This is a genomic window from Telluria beijingensis (genome assembly GCF_030770395.1).
Taxonomy (GTDB): Bacteria; Pseudomonadota; Gammaproteobacteria; order Burkholderiales; family Burkholderiaceae_D; genus Telluria; species Telluria beijingensis.
In genome coordinates this window covers 4,147,317-4,164,353 of the sequence record NZ_CP132480.1, presented here as the reverse complement: position 1 = coordinate 4,164,353, position 17,037 = coordinate 4,147,317, and the positions used below count along the sequence as shown (strand labels likewise).

The 17,037-nt window shown below is 66.6% G+C and carries 16 protein-coding genes, 2 tRNA genes and 1 pseudogene; 9 read left to right on the top strand and 10 right to left on the bottom strand.

Features of this window, described 5'->3' with window-relative positions; all coding sequences use genetic code 11:
- Positions 1 to 57: 57 nt before the first annotated feature.
- Positions 58 to 2,296: pseudogene (rnr, locus tag Q9246_RS18450) on the bottom strand (ribonuclease R); the annotation flags it as partial.
- 370 nt (positions 2,297 to 2,666) lie between these two features.
- Between rnr and Q9246_RS18445 the strand changes: the two are divergent.
- Together Q9246_RS18445 and Q9246_RS18440 are read left to right on the top strand one after the other, a co-directional pair.
- Positions 2,667 to 2,751: transfer RNA gene (locus Q9246_RS18445), tRNA-Leu, on the top strand.
- 32 nt (positions 2,752 to 2,783) lie between these two features.
- Positions 2,784 to 2,868, top strand: a tRNA-Leu gene (locus Q9246_RS18440).
- A 115-nt stretch (positions 2,869 to 2,983) separates the two neighbouring features.
- On the opposite strand, the gene Q9246_RS18435 is transcribed toward Q9246_RS18440, so the two are convergent.
- Complete coding sequence (locus tag Q9246_RS18435; protein WP_306392161.1) at positions 2,984 to 3,190, bottom strand: CsbD family protein; 207 nt, start codon at positions 3,188 to 3,190, stop codon at positions 2,984 to 2,986.
- Positions 3,191 to 3,370: 180 nt separating this feature from the next.
- Between Q9246_RS18435 and Q9246_RS18430 the strand changes: the two genes are divergently transcribed.
- Complete coding sequence (locus tag Q9246_RS18430) at positions 3,371 to 4,477, top strand: AI-2E family transporter (protein ID WP_306392160.1); 1,107 nt, start codon at positions 3,371 to 3,373, stop codon at positions 4,475 to 4,477.
- Positions 4,478 to 4,559: 82 nt separating this feature from the next.
- Here Q9246_RS18430 and Q9246_RS18425 read toward each other — a convergent pair whose 3' ends face one another.
- Positions 4,560 to 4,736: a CsbD family protein gene (locus Q9246_RS18425; RefSeq protein ID WP_306392159.1), complete on the bottom strand. Its 177-nt coding sequence runs from the start codon at positions 4,734 to 4,736 to the stop codon at positions 4,560 to 4,562.
- 72 nt (positions 4,737 to 4,808) lie between these two features.
- Positions 4,809 to 5,450 carry a class I SAM-dependent methyltransferase gene (locus Q9246_RS18420; RefSeq protein WP_306392158.1) on the bottom strand — a complete coding sequence of 214 codons (642 nt, stop codon included), beginning with the start codon at positions 5,448 to 5,450 and terminating at the stop codon, positions 4,809 to 4,811.
- Between the two features lie 158 nt (positions 5,451 to 5,608).
- Between Q9246_RS18420 and Q9246_RS18415 the strand changes: the two genes are divergently transcribed.
- Complete coding sequence (locus Q9246_RS18415; RefSeq protein WP_306392157.1) at positions 5,609 to 5,890, top strand: flagellar protein FliT; 282 nt, start codon at positions 5,609 to 5,611, stop codon at positions 5,888 to 5,890.
- 339 nt (positions 5,891 to 6,229) lie between these two features.
- Here the strand turns inward: Q9246_RS18415 and Q9246_RS18410 are convergent, their stop codons facing one another.
- Positions 6,230 to 7,354, bottom strand: coding sequence for a FimV/HubP-related protein (locus Q9246_RS18410; RefSeq protein ID WP_306392156.1), 1,125 nt, complete (start codon positions 7,352 to 7,354; stop codon positions 6,230 to 6,232).
- 88 nt (positions 7,355 to 7,442) lie between these two features.
- Here Q9246_RS18410 and fumC point away from each other — a divergent pair, with 88 nt between their 5' ends.
- The 3 genes from fumC to Q9246_RS18395 all read left to right on the top strand — a co-directional run bounded on the left by fumC (position 7,443) and on the right by Q9246_RS18395 (position 9,567).
- Positions 7,443 to 8,837 (top strand): class II fumarate hydratase, encoded by a 1,395-nt coding sequence (gene fumC, locus Q9246_RS18405; protein WP_306392155.1) that lies wholly within the window; start codon positions 7,443 to 7,445, stop codon positions 8,835 to 8,837.
- A 90-nt stretch (positions 8,838 to 8,927) separates the two neighbouring features.
- On the top strand, positions 8,928 to 9,140 hold the full coding sequence (locus Q9246_RS18400; RefSeq protein ID WP_208278350.1) for an RNA-binding S4 domain-containing protein: 213 nt from the start codon (positions 8,928 to 8,930) through the stop codon (positions 9,138 to 9,140).
- Between the two features lie 142 nt (positions 9,141 to 9,282).
- Entirely contained in the window at positions 9,283 to 9,567 is a 285-nt protein-coding gene (locus Q9246_RS18395) for a DUF883 family protein (protein WP_306392154.1), read from the top strand.
- A 119-nt stretch (positions 9,568 to 9,686) separates the two neighbouring features.
- Here Q9246_RS18395 and Q9246_RS18390 read toward each other — a convergent pair whose 3' ends face one another.
- Genes Q9246_RS18390 through Q9246_RS18370 form a run of 5 tightly spaced genes read right to left on the bottom strand, consistent with a single transcriptional unit; the run spans position 9,687 to position 13,328 of the window.
- Entirely contained in the window at positions 9,687 to 9,878 is a 192-nt protein-coding gene (locus Q9246_RS18390; RefSeq protein WP_306392153.1) for a YjfB family protein, read from the bottom strand.
- A 23-nt stretch (positions 9,879 to 9,901) separates the two neighbouring features.
- Positions 9,902 to 10,465 carry a molybdopterin-guanine dinucleotide biosynthesis protein B gene (gene mobB / locus Q9246_RS18385; RefSeq protein WP_306392152.1) on the bottom strand — a complete coding sequence of 188 codons (564 nt, stop codon included), beginning with the start codon at positions 10,463 to 10,465 and terminating at the stop codon, positions 9,902 to 9,904.
- Positions 10,452 to 11,153, bottom strand: coding sequence for a general secretion pathway protein GspB (locus Q9246_RS18380; RefSeq protein WP_306392151.1), 702 nt, complete (start codon positions 11,151 to 11,153; stop codon positions 10,452 to 10,454). Before Q9246_RS18380 ends, mobB begins: the two co-directional genes overlap by 14 nt.
- A gap of 1 nt (position 11,154) precedes the next feature.
- Positions 11,155 to 12,804 (bottom strand): ExeA family protein, encoded by a 1,650-nt coding sequence (locus Q9246_RS18375; RefSeq protein WP_306392150.1) that lies wholly within the window; start codon positions 12,802 to 12,804, stop codon positions 11,155 to 11,157.
- Positions 12,805 to 12,809: 5 nt separating this feature from the next.
- Positions 12,810 to 13,328, bottom strand: coding sequence for a hypothetical protein (locus tag Q9246_RS18370; protein ID WP_306392149.1), 519 nt, complete (start codon positions 13,326 to 13,328; stop codon positions 12,810 to 12,812).
- 137 nt (positions 13,329 to 13,465) lie between these two features.
- Between Q9246_RS18370 and Q9246_RS18365 the strand changes: the two genes are divergently transcribed.
- Entirely contained in the window at positions 13,466 to 14,800 is a 1,335-nt protein-coding gene (locus Q9246_RS18365) for a GIN domain-containing protein (protein ID WP_306392148.1), read from the top strand.
- 77 nt (positions 14,801 to 14,877) lie between these two features.
- On the top strand, positions 14,878 to 17,025 hold the full coding sequence (locus Q9246_RS18360) for an HlyD family efflux transporter periplasmic adaptor subunit (RefSeq protein ID WP_306392147.1): 2,148 nt from the start codon (positions 14,878 to 14,880) through the stop codon (positions 17,023 to 17,025).
- Positions 17,026 to 17,037 lie beyond the last annotated feature (12 nt).

The following is a 17,037-nucleotide window of genomic DNA, read 5'->3' as shown; positions in this document are numbered from 1 at the left end:
CATCATTCCGGCCTTCGTTGCGGCCCTGCTTGTTACGGCCCGCATCTTCCCCTGCCTCGGGCACAGCCGGCGCCGACGCCAGCGTCAGGTCGATCTTGCGCGACTCGAGGTCGACCCGCGCCACCCTGACCGTCACGCGGTCGGTCAGCTGGTAGCGCTGGCCGGTGCGCTCGCCGCGCAGTTCGTGACGCGCTTCGTCGTACTGGAAGTAATCGGCGCCCAGTTCGGTGATGTGCACCAGGCCCTCCACGAACAGCTCGTCGAGCTGCACGAAGATGCCGAAGGTGGTCACGCCGGCCACGGTGCCGGTGAACTCCTCGCCGATCTTGTCCTGCATGAAGAAGCACTTGAGCCAGTTCTCGACGTCGCGCGAGGCTTCGTCGGCGCGGCGTTCGTTGGCCGAGCAATGCACGCCGAGCGCGTCCCAGATCGTCAGGTCCTTCTCGCTCTTCGGCGCCTTGCCTTCGAGCTTGTCCTTGGCCGCCTGCTTGCGGGCCGAATTCGACTGCGTCGAGTTCAGCTTGCCCAGCTCGATGCCCTTCGGTTCATAGCGCTTGCCGAGCAGGATCGCCTTGATCGCGCGGTGGGTCAGCAGGTCGGGGTAGCGCCGGATCGGGCTGGTGAAGTGGGCGTAGGCCTCATAGGCCAGGCCGAAGTGGCCGACGTTGTCCGGGCTATAGACCGCCTGCTGCATCGAACGCAGCAGCATGGTCTGCAACAGCGCGGCGTCGGGCCGCTCGCGGATCTGCTGCATGACGGTGGCGTAGTCGCGCGCGGTCGGCTTGTTGCCGCCGCCCAGGTTCAGGCCCACCTGTTTCAGGAAGGTGCGCAGCTGGTTCAGCTTTTCTTCGGTCGGCACCGCGTGCACGCGGAAGGTGCCCGGATGCTTGTGGCGCAGCAGGAAGTCGGCGGCGCACACATTGGCGGCCAGCATGCACTCTTCGATCAGGCGGTGCGCGTCGTTGCGGGTGCGCGGGATGATCTTTTCGATCTTGCCCAGCGCATTGCAAACGATATAGGTTTCGGTCGTTTCGAAATCGATCGCGCCGCGCTCCTGGCGCGCCTTGAGCAGCGCGCGGAAGGCGTCGTTCAGGTTCAGCAGGTGCGGCACGATGCCCGGACGCGCGTTGGCTTCTTCGCCATCGGTGTCGGCCAGGATGTCGGCCACCTGGTTATAGGTCAGGCGCGCGGCCGAGTGCATCACCGCCGGGTAGAACTGGTAGGCCGTGACTTCGCCGTCGGCGGTGACGACCATGTCGCACACCAGGGTGCAGCGGTCGACCGCCGGGTTCAGCGAACATAGGCCGTTCGACAGTTTCTCGGGCAGCATCGGGATCACGCGGCGCGGGAAATAGACCGAGGTGCTGCGCTCGATCGCATCGGCATCGAGTGCGTCGTTCGGTTTCACATAGTGGCTGACGTCGGCGATCGCCACCAGCAGGCGGTAGCCTTTCGTGCGGCCGATCTTGACCGGCTCGCAATAGACGGCATCGTCGAAGTCGCGCGCGTCTTCGCCGTCGATGGTCACCAGCGGCACGTCGCGCAGGTCGACCCGGTCCGCCAGGTCGGCGTTGATGACTTCGTTCGGCAGGCGTGCGGCCTGCTTGAGTGCCGGCGCCGAGAACACGTGCGGCACGCCGAACTTGCGCACCGCAATCTCGATTTCCATGCCGGGGTCGTCGAGTTCGCCCAGCACTTCATGGATGCGGCCGGTCGGCTTCTGGAAGCGGCCCGGCTGCTCCAGCAGTTCGACGCTCACCACCTGGCCGGCGCGCGCCTTGCCCGGCGAGCCGGATACCAGGATGTCCTGGCTGATGCGCTGGTCTTCGGGCGAGACGATCCAGACGCCGCCTTCATTGAGCAGGCGTCCGATGATGTGCGTATTGGCGCGTTCGACGACCTCGACGATCGAGCCTTCGGGGCGGCCGCGGCGGTCGGTACCGGTCACGCGCGCCATCACGCGGTCGCCGTGCAGCACTTTCTGCATCTCGCGGTCGGACAGGAACAGGTCGGGACCTGGCTCGTCCGGAATCACGAATCCAAAGCCGTCGCGATGCGCTGCCACCTTGCCCGCGACGAAGGCGGAATGGTCGGCCAGCATATAGGTGCCGCTGCGGTCGGAGCGGATCTGGCCGTCGCGCTCCATGGCGTTCAGGCGGCGGCCCAGGACTTCCTGGGCGGCGGGCTTCACCTTCAGGGCACGCGCCAGGCCGGCCGCATCGAGCGGTTCGGCAGCGTCGCGGAAGATGGCGAGGATTTCCTCGCGGCTTGGAATGGTATGAGTAGGTTGCTTCAAATCGATTCTTTTTTTCTTTGGCCAGTAATAGCGCCGCTCATGAATGAAAGGCGGCGTCATGCTTGATTGACACCTTGACAGGCGTAGTGTAACGGAGGTCCATCCGATTCGCCTAACGTGGCGTGCTGCCGGACATCCTGGAAACTTGTGCGTCACCGCGATATGAACTTCATCGCGGGTCTTTGACTATTGAAAATGATCCGCTATAATCTCGCTCTCTTCAGCAACGGCGGTAACGACGAAGCGAAGAAACAGCAGTGAAATAGCAATGGAATAGCAACTAAGGCAGTGCGTTTGGCGTGATGATCAGGAAATGTTGATCTAGCGGAAAATGACAAAGCCTGCTATTGTAGCAGAGTTAGTTAGCAGTGCCCACGTGGCGGAATTGGTAGACGCGCATGGTTCAGGTCCATGTGCCGCGAGGTGTGGGGGTTCGAGTCCCTCCGTGGGCACCAAAAGCAGTTGGCAGCAAGGCAGTACTGACACCGCCCACGTGGCGGAATTGGTAGACGCGCCTGGTTCAGGTCCATGTGCCGCGAGGTGTGGGGGTTCGAGTCCCTCCGTGGGCACCAAAAGCAGTTGGCAGCAAGGCAGTACAGAAAACGCCCACGTGGCGGAATTGGTAGACGCGCATGGTTCAGGTCCATTATTCGTTAAACGAGTTTATGATCAAACGGGACTCGACACTTACGGACGTGGCTTTGGACGGTTCGCCTCGTCCACGGCATCCTTCACGACTTCTTTCGCGTCGCCATAGGCTTCCTGGGTCTTGCCCTCGGCCTGGTTGGCCAGGCCCTTGGCCTGCTGTTCGGTGCTGCCCACCATCTTGCCGGCGCCTTCTTGAATCTTGCCGCCGATGTCTTTCAGTTTGCCTTCGACTTGGTCCTTGTTCATGGTGTTCTCCTTGAGTAATGCATGCCGGGATGGCCATACGATGAGTTCAGAATAATCCTTTCGCGCCTGCTCATCCGTTAGCACACGCACACAGTCATCCAGCCCCAGCCGCGCGACATTTTTGTGGACCAAATGCTAATCTTTTGGCAACGCGGCTTGCCGCTCAAGAAGAGAACCTCCATGAATAACAACAATACGGACGCGGCGCCAGAAGGCCACGAAGCCCATGAAGCACCACTGGCCCAGCGCCGCCTGGCGCGCCGCGTCACGCTCGTCAACGGCATCGCGGTGCTGTTCATCCTCGGCCTGGCAGCCGTCGTGCTGGCCGCCGACGCGTTGCTGCTGGTATTCGCCTGCATCCTGTTCGCGATCCTGCTCTATAAATTGAGCGAGATCATGCATCGGCGCTTCCACATGAAACGCAAGCTGGCGCTCGGCATTGTCGTGCTGCTGTTGAGCGCCATCATCGGACTGGGCGGCTGGGCCATGGCGCCGCAGATTTCTGAACAATCGACCCAGCTGGCGAAGGAAATCCCGGCCGCCATCGAGCGCCTGCAGGGCGAGGTCGAACAACATCCGTTGATCAAGCGCATCGTGTCCGAACTGCCGCCGCCGGAAGACATCGCCAAGCAACTGGGTTCCATGGCGCCGAATGCCGGCCTGTTCTTCAGCGGCATCCTGGGCGCCCTCGGCAATGTCGTCATCATCATCTTCGTCGGCATCTATTTTGCCGCCACGCCGGGCGTGTACACGGGCGGCTTCATCCGTCTGATCCCGCAGCACAAGCGCGGCCGGGCGCGTGAAGTCATCGACGAAGTGGGCGATTCGCTGGCTAACTGGCTGGTCGGCAAGGCGCTGTCGATGCTGATCGTCGGCACCACTACCGCGATCGGCCTGAGCCTGCTGGGCGTGCCGCTGGCGCTGATCCTGGGCGTCATCGCCGGCCTGCTCGATTTCATCCCCTATCTCGGCCCGATCATGGCCGGCGTGCCGGCGGTGCTGCTGGCGCTGTCGATCAGCCCGGAACTGGCCATGTATGCCTTGCTGCTGTTCGCGGCAATCAATATGCTCGAGGGTTATGTGCTGCAGCCGATGATCGAGGCCAAGGCGATCGAGTTGCCACCGGCACTGGTGATCGTGATGCAACTGATCTTTGGCACCCTGTTCGGCTTTGCCGGGGTCGCGCTGGCGACGCCGCTGGCCGCCGTGCTGTCGGTGCTGGTCAAGATGCTGTACATAGAAGATGTACTAGGGGACAGACCGGCGAAAGGCGCCGGGGCGGACTGAGCCGAAGAACTGGGCCGACGCTGGGCCCAAAAAACGACAAAGCCGCGCGATTGCGCGGCTTTGTCCTGGAGCGCGAGGCAGATCAGCGATTGCCCTTGGCGATTTCCTTCACATCGCCGACCTTCTTCTGCGCCTTGCCTTCAGCCTGGTTCGACAGGCCTTCGCTCTGTTGCTGGCGGCTGCCGACGACTTCGCCGACCTTCTGCTGCACCTTGCCGCCAACTTCCTTGGCCTTGCCCTTGACTTGATCCTTGTTCATTGCAATCTCCTTGCCCGTTACGTGGATGAGCCTTGATCGTAGGGGTAACTTCCAGGCGGTTCTGTTCGACGCTTAACAAACAGGTTTTTTCCACACACTGGCCAGCCAGGGTTGCTGCTCGCGCGGCAAGCCGGCCGGGCGGTAGTAATGGTGCAGTGCGCTGAAGCCGGCTGCGAGCAGGTAGCGCTCCCAGGTGGCGTAATCGTAGTAACTGCCGTAGCGCGCGCTATTCCATCCCTCCTGGTTGTCGCCGCGCGGGTTGGAACTGAACAGTATCCCGCCCGGCTTGAGCGCGGCGAACAGGCGGTCCAGCACCTGGGGCAAGGCGGCACTGGGCACGTGGAACAGCACGGCGTTGGCGAAGATGCCGTCGAACATCGCCGGGGGCAAGTCGAGGTGCAGGAAATCCTGTTGCCATACTTCGCAGCCGCTGTACTCGCGCGCCATGGCGACGAAGCGCTCGCTGCCGTCGACGCCGATGGCGCGGTGGCCGAGCCCACTGAAGGTCTTGAGGTCGCGCCCCGGGCCGCAACCCAGGTCGAGGATGGTGTGCGCCCCTGGGGTCTCGATCGCGTCCAGCAGGGCTGCGATGTTCTGGCTGACGTCGTGGTCGATCGTGCCGGCGAAAAAGGAGTCGGCGTTGCGGTCGTAGTGCGCGAGGGTGCGGCGCGCGATGTCGTCGAGCGGCGCGTCGTGATCGTGGTCATGGTTCATGGCGACAGTATGCCAGCCGGCGGCGGACGGTGCTCCTTCCCGGACCGTCAAAAAAAAATCGAAAATTTTTAGCCGGAACCCTAAAGTTCCTAAAAACCCTGCCGTAAAAGACCAGACAACCGGCAATCCGGCCTGAGTTTCATTGTTTTGGTGGCAATATGAACGCAAACGAAGTCCTCGCGATGTACGACAACCTGGCTGGCCTGACCCGTCAGATGGCGGATGCCGCCAAGGCCGGAGACTGGAACGAGTTCGCCAACCTGAACGTGGAAGCCAAGGTCGAAGCGCGCAGCGCCGCCGCCGGCGTGCCAGCCCTGGAAGGCGCCCAGCGCCTGCGCAAGATCGACCTGCTCAAGCAGCTGATGGTCAACGACCGTGCGATCCGCGACGTCACCGAACCATTCGATGGCCAGCTGGACCGCGCCCTGCAAGCGCACTGATTCCTGGCGAATCCTGAACGAAGGCACCTGCGGGTGCCTTTTTTGTTGCCCAGCGCTGCAAACACGAATGAAAAAAAGCGCCCATCGGGCGCTTCTGGTGCCGCCGAGCCAGGGGCTCGGCCGCGAATGGGGTGGGAGGGCGAGCCCCAGCTATCTGCTGGCGTCGCCTCTTGCCGGTTGCTCCCGGCGTTCACCGCCGCTGTAGGCAAATGAACTGCTTCCGGTCACAGGCGTTTCATCAACGGTCGTCTGCTTTCCGCGCCACGCTATCGGTGGTGGCTACGCCAGACCCTGCGCCGTCCGTGACCTTGTCGATCACAAGTCCAGTATATCCCAAAATCAAACTTGTGTAGACATTTCCTGTTCAGTTTCCTCGAGCTTCGGCTCGACCGGCTCCGGAGGCGATTTCTTCCTCGAGAAACGCTGGCGCAAGCGGGTCATCAAGGGCACGCCGGGCATGGGCTGGATCCGCCCTGCCCACCGGCGACGGCGCAGCAGCACGAGCGCGCCGCCGGCCAGCACCAGTACGGCGCCGAGGCCGCCGGCGATCCAGCCCCAGGGCGTCGCCGCCTCCGGTTCGGGCGCCGCACGTCGCCGGGCCTGGCGCGGCTGCTCCGGGCCACCAGCGCGCGGCTGGCTGACCGAGGCCGGATTGGCGCCCAGCGCCACCTGCAACACCCTCACCTTGTCTTCCAGCTGACCGATCTGTTCGCGCAGCTGCGTGTTCTTGTAATCGAGCGCGGCGCAGACCGTCGAGCGGTCGACGTCGGGCGCCGGCGCGCAGGCAGCCGGCAGCGCCGTGGCGGCCAGCGGCAAGGTCGGCGCTTCCGGGGCGGGTTTCGGCTCCGGTTTCATTACCGGCTCCGGCCTCGGTGCGGGTTTGGATTCCGGTTTCGGCTCGGGCTTCGGCTCGGGTGTCGGCGGCGCCTCGGCCTTCGCGACGACGACCGGCCTGGGTGGCGGCGCCGGCCGTGGCCGCGGCGGCGGTTTGGCAACGACCGGCGCCGCTGCCGGCGCCTCGAGCGCCACCGGCGGCACGATCCTGGCCGGCAGCAGTACGGTCGGGGGCGGCGGCGGCGGATTCGGATCCGGCGCCATCAGCAAGGTGACGAGGCGGACATTGCGCTGGGCGCCATCGAACAATTCCAGGTACAGATGCAGGCGGCTTGATTCAACCGGGGCCAGCGACGTCACGTGCAGGAACTGGCGGCCGTCGCGCTGCGTCACAGTCATGTTCAGTGTCGACAGCACGTGCGGCATGCCGATATTGGCGCCGCGGTAGACGTTCGGATGCGCCAGGCGCGCCTGCACCGGGGTGGCGGGAGCGTCGAGCGCGGTCAGCTCGATGTCGGCCACCAGTTGCTGGCCGAGGTACGAGCGCACCTGCGCTTCGCCCAGTTCGGCTGCGCCGGCCGCGCCGCACAGCAGCGCGCAAATGATGATCGAGGGGAGGCGGCTAGCCATAAGGAATAACAAGAGAGGAGCCCAAGCGTAATTAACGGACATTGCGATAAACTCTTTAATCCCAGCCCCTCGCATAACAGGAAAGTCTATGGAAAACAGGATTGAGAAGGACAGCTTTGGCCCGATCGATGTGCCGGCCGATCGCCTATGGGGTGCGCAGACCCAGCGCTCGCTGCACCATTTCCACATCTCGACCGAGCGCATGGCGCCCGAGCTGGTCGCGGCGCTGGCCCAGGTCAAGCGCGCGGCGGCGGCGGTCAACCGCTCGCTGGGTAAACTGTCCAGCGACAAGGCCGACGCCATCATCCGGGCTGCGGACGAAGTGCTCGACGGCCGCCATCCGGGCGAATTCCCGCTTGCGGTGTGGCAGACCGGCTCGGGCACCCAGAGCAATATGAACATGAACGAAGTGCTGGCCAACCGCGGCTCCGAACTGCTCGGCGGCGAGCGCGGCGAAGGCCGCATGCTGCACCCCAACGACCACGTCAATATGGGCCAGTCGTCGAACGATATCTTCCCGACCGCCATGCACGTGGCCGCCGCCTGGGCCCTGGCCAAGGACGTGTTGCCGGCGCTGGCCCAGTTGCGCGGCACCCTGCTGCGCAAGTCGCGCGACTTCGAGCCGATCGTCAAGATCGGCCGCACCCACCTGCAGGATGCGACGCCGCTGACCCTGGGCCAGGAATTCTCCGGCTACGTGGCCCAGCTCGAGTATGCCGAGCAGCAGCTCAAGTCTGTCCTGCCCGGCCTGCTGCTGCTGGCCGCCGGCGGCACCGCCGTCGGCACCGGCCTGAATGCCCACCCCGAGTTCGCCCCGCGCATCGCGGCCGAACTCGGTTCGCGCACCGGACTGTCGTTCAAGACCGCGCCCAATAAATTCATGGCGCTGGCCGGCCACGACGCCATGGTCGCCGCCCACGGCGCCTTCAAGACCCTGGCCACGGCCCTCATGAAGATCGCCAACGACGTGCGCTGGATGGCGTCCGGCCCGCGCTCCGGCCTGGGCGAGATCACCATCCCCGAGAACGAGCCGGGCAGCTCGATCATGCCGGGCAAGGTCAATCCGACCCAGTGCGAAGCATTGACCATGTTGTGCTGCCAGGTGTTCGGCAACGACGTCGCCATCACGGTCGGCGGCTCGCAGGGCAATTTCGAGCTCAATGTGTTCAAGCCCATGATCGCGCATAACTTCCTGCAAAGCGCGCGCATCCTGGCCGACGGCATGCGCTCCTTCGACGAGCATTGCGCCCAGGGCATCGAGCCCAACCACGCCCGCATCGGCGAGCTGATGGAAAAATCGCTGATGCTGGTGACTGCGCTGGCGCCGCACATCGGGTATGATCGCGCCGCGCAGATCGCCAAGAAGGCATCGACGGACGGCCTGACCCTGCGCCAGGCCGCCCTGCAGAGCGGCTTCGTCGACGAACAGCAGTTCGACCAGTGGATCGTGCCGATCGACATGACCCGTCCGGACCCGGCCTGACCTGCGCATCACGGACGGCGCGCTCCTGCGCGCCCGTCCAATTAAGCGGCCTCATCAATCGTACGCCGCCATCACCACCCCGAGGATAGAATGCAAAAAATAGTTTTCGATTTGACATCAGAATTCGTCGAGGTCAACCAGCTGCTGAAGCTGGTCGGCCTGGTCGACAGCGGCGGCGCCGGCAAGAACATGGTCGCCAGCGGCGTGGTGTCGGTCGATGGTAAACAGGAGCTGCGCAAGACGGCGAAAATCCGCAGTGGCCAGACCGTCTCGGTCGGCGACCTGCGCATCACCGTGCAGTAGGCTGTTGGAAGCCCGACGATGGGCTTCTCGTGCGAAGAAATAGAGCGCCGGAACGGCGGCTTATGTTTGCGCACTAACAAACAGAGCGGGGCTTCCTTGTTTATATTTTAAGACGTCAGCTAACGGCTTAGAGGTGAAGGCGATGGAAACCCCGGAACACCGTGCTCAAACGCAAGAGCAATTGATCGGCGACTTGCGACTCGTGATCGAAAACGCGGAAGAGCTGCTCAAGAATACCGATCATTACTCCAGCGCCTTGTACCAGAATGCGCGCGCCAAGCTGTCGCTTGCCCTGGAAGCGGCGAATGAAGAACTGTCCCGCTTCGAAGACGCGCAGCTCGAGCGCATGATGGCCGCCACCCGCTCCGCCAATGACCGCTACAACGACCGGTCGGGCGAAGCGCGCATCCTGCGCGCTTTCCACTGAACGTGGCCCATAAAAAACCCGGCTTCGTCGCCGGGTTTTTTATAGCAGCACACAATATCGTGTGATCTTCGATCCGGCTTTCGCGCTTTAGTTCACGCCGCCGGTACCGCGAAACCTGCTCAGGCTTTCGTGTTGATCGTGTTGCCCAGGTGGGCTGGCAGGTTTTGCGTTGGTGGCAGCGACTGGATCAGCTGGGCCGCCGACGCCACCTCGATATCCATCGCTTTCTTGAGCATGGACACGCCTACTTCATGACGGATACCGGTTTCAGCCATGCTGGTTGAAAGCTTGGCAATATTCGTGACGTCCATATACCTCTCCAGAAAAAGACTTGTCAGTCTTTAACGGTCTCATCGACCAAAACTTGAGGCCGATTATTTAACCAGGCGCATACCCAGTCCACTACCCCATCCGGGTCGTTCAAGTCCAGCCAGGCGAGCCGGTCGCTCAACTCCAACGGCCGCGCCACGTCGGACACGACGGCCAGGATGGTGGCGTCGTTGCGGAACAGCGCCGGCTTGCCCAGGGAAGGACGGTGCACCTCGAGCTTGGGCAAGGCTTCCCATTTATAGCCTTCGACCAGGGTCAGGTCGGCCGGCGAGAGGCGCGCCAGCAACTCGTCCAACGCCGGCTCGGGCGCGGCGCGCAACTCGCGCATGATGGCGATCCGGTACGGCGAGGCGATCATCACCTCGGCCGCCCCGGCCTGGCGCAGGCGCGCGCTGTCCTTGCGCGGCGGCTCGAGCTCGATGTCATGGTGGCTGTGCTTGACGATATTCACCCGCAAGCCATCCCCCGACAGGCGCGCGACCAGGACTTCCAGCAAGGTGGTCTTGCCGCTGCCCGACCACCCCACCACGCCCAGCACCGGGCCCGGCCCCGGCTCAGTAGGCGACACGGTAGCGGGTGCCGCGATAGTTCATCACGGCCGCTTTCGGGGTCAGGCGCTCGAGCACCAGGCCGGGCGCAACTTCGTCGCCTTCGCGGCGCAGCGTCTTGTCGACCAGCAGCAGGCTTTCGCCCGGGGTCGGCGAATAGATATAGCCGCCGAAGGTCACTGGCGGGATCTCGCGCCGCAAGGCATCGGGCAATTGCTGCAAGCTGCGCAGGCTTTCCTCGCCGGCCGGCGGGACTGGCGCTGCGGCCGGCGCCGGCGCCGGCTCCACCCGGGCCGGTTCGGCCGGCGGCGCGCTCGGTTTCTCTGGCGCCGGTGTCGGCTTCGCAGCCACGGGCACCGCTTCGCGCACGACCGGCGCCGGGGCCGGAACGGCAGGCGGCGCGGCCACCGCTACCGGTGGCGCCACAGGCGCGGGCGCTGGCGCAGGTGCGGCCGCGGGTACCGGTACTGGCGCAGGCGCGGGCGACTGCGCCAGCCGCACCGGCTGGTCGGCGCCCTGGCGCAGCCACAGCAGCGCAGCCGCCGCAAGCAACACGCCCGCGCCGACGCCGATCGCCAGATAGCGCCGCTTGCCGCCATCCGCCCGCTCCGGCGCCGCGTACATGGGCGGCGGCGCGTGGATGGTCGGGGCATTGCCCAGCTGGCGTTCGGCCTGGGCCTTCTTGAGTGCTTCGAGGATGTACGACATATCAGTTTCCCGTCCCCGTCGTGGCCGCCGCCAGCAGGCGCGGCTCGGCCACGCCGGAGAGCTGGTTGAGACGCATATAGGTGTGCGGCCCGGCCACGCCGTCCGCCTTCAGGTCCTGGGCCGCCTGGAAGGCGCGCAGCCACTCTTTGGTGCGCGCATCGAGCGGCTGGTCGAGCGCCGGCGCGGTAGCCTCGTTCAGGCCGGCCAGGCGCTGGGCGATCCAGTCGACGTCCGGGCCGCGGTCGCCCTGCCCCACCACGTCGCGAAACGCCCCCGGCACTCGCCAGAGGGTGGTGAACTCGCCGCCGAAGCGGGCCACGAAGGCGGGAATGGCGACCCGCTCGCGGCGCCCGTCCACCGCCAGGGTGACGCTGGCGGCGTCCATCCCGACCAGCACCGCGTAGCCGGTGCGCGGGCCGTCGTGCAGGGTGACCACCGCCGGCCGGTCGAGCAGGCGCAGTTCGTACAGGCCGCCGCGACCCTGGTGGCAGCGCAGGTTGGCGCGCAGCGCCGCCTCGCAGGTCGCCTTCGGATTCGATCCGGCGATGTCGGCGAACGACGGCCCCCATAGCGCCGCCAGCGCGCGCAGCGCCTCGTTCTCGCTGGCGCCGGTCGCGAAACCGGCGCCGGCCACCGCGGCCGGCGGCGTCGCCGGCTGCGGGGCCGCGGCCGGCTTGGCCGCCACCTGCTTCACGGCGACCGGCGCCGCCTGCGCCACCGCAGGTTTGGCATCGTGCAGCGGCAGCATCTGCCAGGCCGCAGCGCCGATCGCCACGCCAGCCAACACCCCGCCCGCCAGCAACGGCCAGCGCACGGGCTTGCGCGCCGCCGGCTCGCCGGCAAAGACCTCCTCGGCCGACTTGAGCAGGATGGCGCGCGTGACCTGCGGGCTGTTCTCGACATAGGCGCCCAGCAGCGCGCGGTCGCACAGCAGGTTGATGCGGCGCGGCACGCCGTGCGACAGGCGGTGCACCAGCGGCGTCAGGTTCGGCGGAAACGGCATCCCGGCGGCGCCGGCCACCGCCAGCCGGTGCGCGATATAGGCGCCGGTCTCGTTCTCGGACAACGGCCCCAGGTGGTAGCGCGCGATCACGCGCTGGGCCAGTTGCTCGAGCTCCGGCCGCGCCAGCATGGTGCGTAGCTCGGGCTGGCCGATCAGGATGATCTGCAGCAGCTTGCGTTCGCTGGTCTCGAGATTGGTCAACAACCGCAACTGCTCGAGCACCTCGCTCGACAGGTTCTGGGCCTCGTCGATCACCAGCACATTGTTCAGGCCCTGGGCATGCGATGCGAGCAGGTAGCGGTTGATCGCATCGACATAGGATTTGACGCCATCCGCGCCCGCGGCATCCGGCGGCAGCGCGATGCGCAGCTCTTCGCACACGGTCTGCAGCAGCTCCTGCGCCGTCAGCCGCGGATTGAAGATATAGGCCAGGCGGCAGTTCTCGGGAACCTGCTCGATGAAGCAGCGGCAGACCGTGGTCTTGCCGGCGCCGATCTCGCCGGTGAGCAGCACGAAGCCGCCGCCGCTGCCGATGCCGTACAGCAGGTGGGCCAGCGCCTCGCGGTGCCGCTCGCTCATGAACAGGTAGCGCGGGTCGGGCGCGATCGAGAACGGGGCGTGCTTCAGCTGGAAATAATGGTTGTACATGCGGTCTAGCGGCCGGGTGGCTGCGGTTTGAACTTCGCGCAGTATATTTTGCTTTTGTCCCTGGCGTAGGCGATCGTGCTGCCCGGGTTTGACTTGCGCAAAGGATGGCGCGACGCGTCGGCCGGCTGGAAGGCGACGCCGGCCTCCGCGCGCACCGATTTTTCGAGTTCTTCGGGCTTGGTATCGAGGACGGCGGCCACGAACACCAGGCTGCTGCTATCGTCGCTGACCATCACCTCATTGACCTGCGCGCCCCACAACGTGGCCTCGGCCTTGAACCACCATGCCCCGCCCTCGCGCTTGTAGGCCGGGCCGAAGGCCTGGGTCAGGTAGGCGTGGAAATATCGGTTGTCCAGGTGGCTGCGGCACAGCAGCGCACTGCCGATCACGGGGCCGAAGGTCGAGGGCGCGGCCATGGCGCCGGCGCTGGCGATGCCTGCCAACAGCGGCAAGACCCTGGCGGCCCGCAACAGACTCGAGCGCGAATGGCGCATCACGATCCCCTCCTTCGACAATCCCGACATTATGACACTCCCGCACGGTTCGTCGCGTGTAGCTGCACTTGAGCCCCCGAATCCACCGTTTTGTCGTTTTCATCATGCGCCAATGGCGCGCCTGGCCTATCGTTCAGTCTCTCCATCGACTTCGGACCAAGAACAATATGCACACCGTCCTGAAAACCACCCTGGTCGCTGCCGCCATCGGCACCCTGCTGCTCACGATCGACACCAGCCAGGCCGACACGCCGGCCAAGCGGATCACCGAACAGCGCAGCATTGGCGCCTTCAGCGCCATCGAGCTGCACGGCCCCTATGACGTCACGATCGACGCCCAGGGCCGCTCTGGCCTGAAGGTCTCCGGCGAGCGCGAGCAGCTCGACGAGGTCGAGACCTTCGTGCGCGGCGACACCCTGGTGGTGCGGCCTGCAAATAACCGCGTGTTCCAGTTCGGCTTCGGCAAGCGGCGCCAGACGGTCACCATCGACATCGGCGTCCCGCAGCTGGCCAGCCTCAAGATGGCGGGCAGCGGCGACGTCACGCTCGACCAGGTCAACGGCGAGCGCATCGCCGTGGACGTCGACGGCCCCGGCGACCTGCAGGCCTCGGGCGCCGTGCGCAAGCTCGACCTGCGGGTGGGCGGCAGCGGCGACGCCGACCTGCACCGCGTGCGCGCCGGCCAGGTCGACCTGGCCATGCACGGCCCGGGCGACGTCCGGCTGGCCAATATCGACGGCTCGCTGCAGGTGAAAATGACGGGGTCCGGCGACCTCGAAGCCGACGGCCTGCGCCTGGCGCGGCTGGATGCGCGCCTCACGGGGCCGGGCGGCATGCGGCTGCGCGGCAGCAGCCTTGACGTGCGCGCCGAGATCGCCGGTTCCGGCGACTTCGATGCCTGCGAGCTGGCCGCGAGCCGTGTCAGCACCCAGCAACGCGGGCCGGGCAGCGCCTGCGTCGGCGGCGCCATCACCCATCTCGAGGCCGAGATCAAGGGTTCGGGCGACTTCAGCGCGCGCGGCCTGCGGGCGCAGGCCGCCACCCTGCGCATGGACGCCCCGGGCGACGCCCTGCTTGCCGGCACGGTAGCCGATTTCAAGGCCACCTTGAGCGGCTCGGGCGACATCGACGGCGCCGATCTGAAAGTAGGCAAGGCGACGCTCAAGAGCACCGGCCCGGGCGGCGTCGAGCTGGCCCACGTGTCCGACACGCTGGAAGCCGAGCTGCGCGGCTCTGGCAGCCTGAAAGCGGACATCGACGGCAAGCGCTTCGCGCTGATCTCCGACGGCCCGGGCGGCGCCGAGGTCGGCGGCCGGGTCGACCAGGTGCATGCGCGCCTGAGCGGCTCGGGCGCCCTGGACGGCAATCGGCTCACGGCCGGCCGCACCGACATCGTCGTCACCGGCCCGGGACGCGCGGCGGTGCAGGTGGCCGAACGCGCGGGCAGCGGCGACGGCCAGCTGCTGGTCGTCAACCGGCGCGGCGGCCAGGCGCCGCAGTAGATGCCAAACAACGGTTTGCCGCCCCATGCGGCACGCCGTTTTGACCTTGCGCCGGGACCTGCGGTACAGTCTCGGCGATGCTTTCTTCCGCCGTCCTCCCGACACCTGCCAGCGCGCCCGCACCCAGCCTGCTGCCCGCGCTGCGCCAGGATCTCCAGCTGCTGCCCGCCCCGCCCCATCCGGACGGGGCGCCGTCGTGGCGCATCCACGATCCGGTGCGCAATCGCTTTTTCGAGTTGGGCTGGATGGAGTTCGAGCTGCTCAGCCGCTGGCAGCCCGGCGCCACGTTCGAGGAGCTGAGCGCCGAGACGGCGGCCGAGACACCGCTCGACACGCTGCCCGCCGACGTCGAGGCCCTGCTCGACTTCTTGCGCCAGCACCAGCTGGTGGCCTGCGACGACACCGGCCGCGAGGCGCTGCGCCAGCGCGTGGCCGGCGCCCGGCCGCCGTGGTGGAAGCAGGCGGTACACAACTACCTGTTCTTCCGGCTGCCGCTGCTGCACCCCGACCGGTTCTTGTCCGCGACCCTGCCGCGCGTGGCGCCGCTGTTCACCCGCGCCTTCCTGCTGCTGACCCTGGCCGCCGGCCTGCTCGGCCTGTACCTGGCCACGCGCCAGGCCGATGCGCTGGCCGGTTCCTTCTCCTACTTCTTCAGCCTCGAAGGCCTGCTGTCGTATGGCGTGGCCGCCACCTTCGCCAAGATCCTGCACGAGCTGGGGCACGCCTACACCGCCAAGCGCATGGGCCTGCGGGTGCCGACCATGGGCGTGGCCTTCCTGGTCATGTGGCCCGTGCTGTACACCGATACCGGCGAAACCTGGAAGCTGGCCCAGCCCGCGCGCCGCTTCGCGATCGCCAGCGCCGGCATGGCGGCCGAGCTGGCGCTGGCCTGCTGGACCACGCTGGCGTGGGCGCTGTGGCCGGATGGCATCGTGCGCAGCGGGCTGTTCCTGCTCGCGACCACGTCGTGGCTGATCACGCTGGCGATCAACCTGAGCCCCTTCATGCGCTTCGACGGTTATTTCTTATTGTCGGATGCATTGAACCTGCCGAACCTGCACGAGCGCAGCTCGGCGCTGGCGCGGGCGGCGCTGCGCCGCACTTTCTTTGGGCTACATGAGCCGGACAGCGAGCCGACCATGGGCCCGCGTATGCGGCGCTGGCTGATCGGCTTCGCGCTGGCCACCTGGACCTATCGCCTGGTGCTGTTCATCGGCATCGCGCTGATGGTCTATCACCTGTTCTTCAAACTGCTTGGCATCCTGTTGATGGCGATCGAGATCGGCTGGTTCATCCTGAAACCGCTCGCCGCGGAGTGGAAGGTTTTAATGGAAAAGCGACCCGAATGGCGGCTGCGTCCGCGCGCCTGGGCCCTGCTCGGCCTGGCCGTGCTGGTCCTGCTGTGGACGATCCCGGTGGCGCGCCAGCTCGGCGTGCCGGCCCTGGTGCGTGGCGTCGAAGCCAGCGCCGTGTATGCGGCGATGCCGGCGCGCGTGGCCGAGGTGCTGGTGGCCGATGGCCGGCAAGTCGCCGCCGGCGCCCCGCTGCTGCGGCTCGAGGCGCCCGAACTCGACAGCCGCCTGGCCCGCGCCGGCCTGCGCGCTGGCGCGCTGCGCGAGGAACTGGCGCGCACCCCGGCGAATGCCACCCAGCGCGAACGGCGCCTGGTGCTGGAACAGGAACTGGGCGAGGCGCTGGCCGACGAAGCCGGCGCGCGCGAGCAGCTGGCGCGGCTGGTGGTGCTGGCGCCGCACGCCGGCCGGGTGCGCGACCTGATGCCGGGCCTGGTGGCGGGCAGCTGGGTGCAGCCGCGCCACGCGCTGCTGCGCGTGGTCGCCAGCGAGGGCGTCGAGATCGACGCCTATGTCGGCGAACAGATGCTGCGCGCGATCGCGGTGGGCGACGAAGTGAAGTTCTATCCCGAGCTGCCGGAGTCGCCAGTGCTGCGCGGCGCGGTGGTCGCGATCGACCCGGCCGCCGGCCGCCAGGTGCCGCCGCTGCTGGCCTCCACCAACGGCGGCGCGGTCGCCGCCACCCGTACCCAGGACGGCGAACTGGTGGCGCACGAAGCGTTGTACCGGGTGCGCATCAAACCGCAGGACGGCGCCGTGGCGACGCCGGCGGTGATGCGCGGGACGGTGCGGGTGCAGGCAGGGTGGGATGCGCTGGCGCCCGGTGGGTTGGCGCATGCGTTGTCGGTGCTGGTGCGCGAGACGGGGTTCTGATCGTGCGTAACC

Coding starts and splice junctions, on each gene's coding strand:
- Q9246_RS18435 (WP_306392161.1), bottom strand. CDS start 3,190: ATGAACAAGGACCAAGTCGAAGGCAAACTGAAAGACATCGGCGGCAAG.
- Q9246_RS18430 (WP_306392160.1), top strand. CDS start 3,371: ATGAATAACAACAATACGGACGCGGCGCCAGAAGGCCACGAAGCCCAT.
- Q9246_RS18425 (WP_306392159.1), bottom strand. CDS start 4,736: ATGAACAAGGATCAAGTCAAGGGCAAGGCCAAGGAAGTTGGCGGCAAG.
- Q9246_RS18420 (WP_306392158.1), bottom strand. CDS start 5,450: ATGAACCATGACCACGATCACGACGCGCCGCTCGACGACATCGCGCGC.
- Q9246_RS18415 (WP_306392157.1), top strand. CDS start 5,609: ATGAACGCAAACGAAGTCCTCGCGATGTACGACAACCTGGCTGGCCTG.
- Q9246_RS18410 (WP_306392156.1), bottom strand. CDS start 7,354: ATGGCTAGCCGCCTCCCCTCGATCATCATTTGCGCGCTGCTGTGCGGC.
- fumC (WP_306392155.1), top strand. CDS start 7,443: ATGGAAAACAGGATTGAGAAGGACAGCTTTGGCCCGATCGATGTGCCG.
- Q9246_RS18400 (WP_208278350.1), top strand. CDS start 8,928: ATGCAAAAAATAGTTTTCGATTTGACATCAGAATTCGTCGAGGTCAAC.
- Q9246_RS18395 (WP_306392154.1), top strand. CDS start 9,283: ATGGAAACCCCGGAACACCGTGCTCAAACGCAAGAGCAATTGATCGGC.
- Q9246_RS18390 (WP_306392153.1), bottom strand. CDS start 9,878: ATGGACGTCACGAATATTGCCAAGCTTTCAACCAGCATGGCTGAAACC.
- Q9246_RS18380 (WP_306392151.1), bottom strand. CDS start 11,153: ATGTCGTACATCCTCGAAGCACTCAAGAAGGCCCAGGCCGAACGCCAG.
- Q9246_RS18375 (WP_306392150.1), bottom strand. CDS start 12,804: ATGTACAACCATTATTTCCAGCTGAAGCACGCCCCGTTCTCGATCGCG.
- Q9246_RS18370 (WP_306392149.1), bottom strand. CDS start 13,328: ATGTCGGGATTGTCGAAGGAGGGGATCGTGATGCGCCATTCGCGCTCG.
- Q9246_RS18365 (WP_306392148.1), top strand. CDS start 13,466: ATGCACACCGTCCTGAAAACCACCCTGGTCGCTGCCGCCATCGGCACC.
- Q9246_RS18360 (WP_306392147.1), top strand. CDS start 14,878: ATGCTTTCTTCCGCCGTCCTCCCGACACCTGCCAGCGCGCCCGCACCC.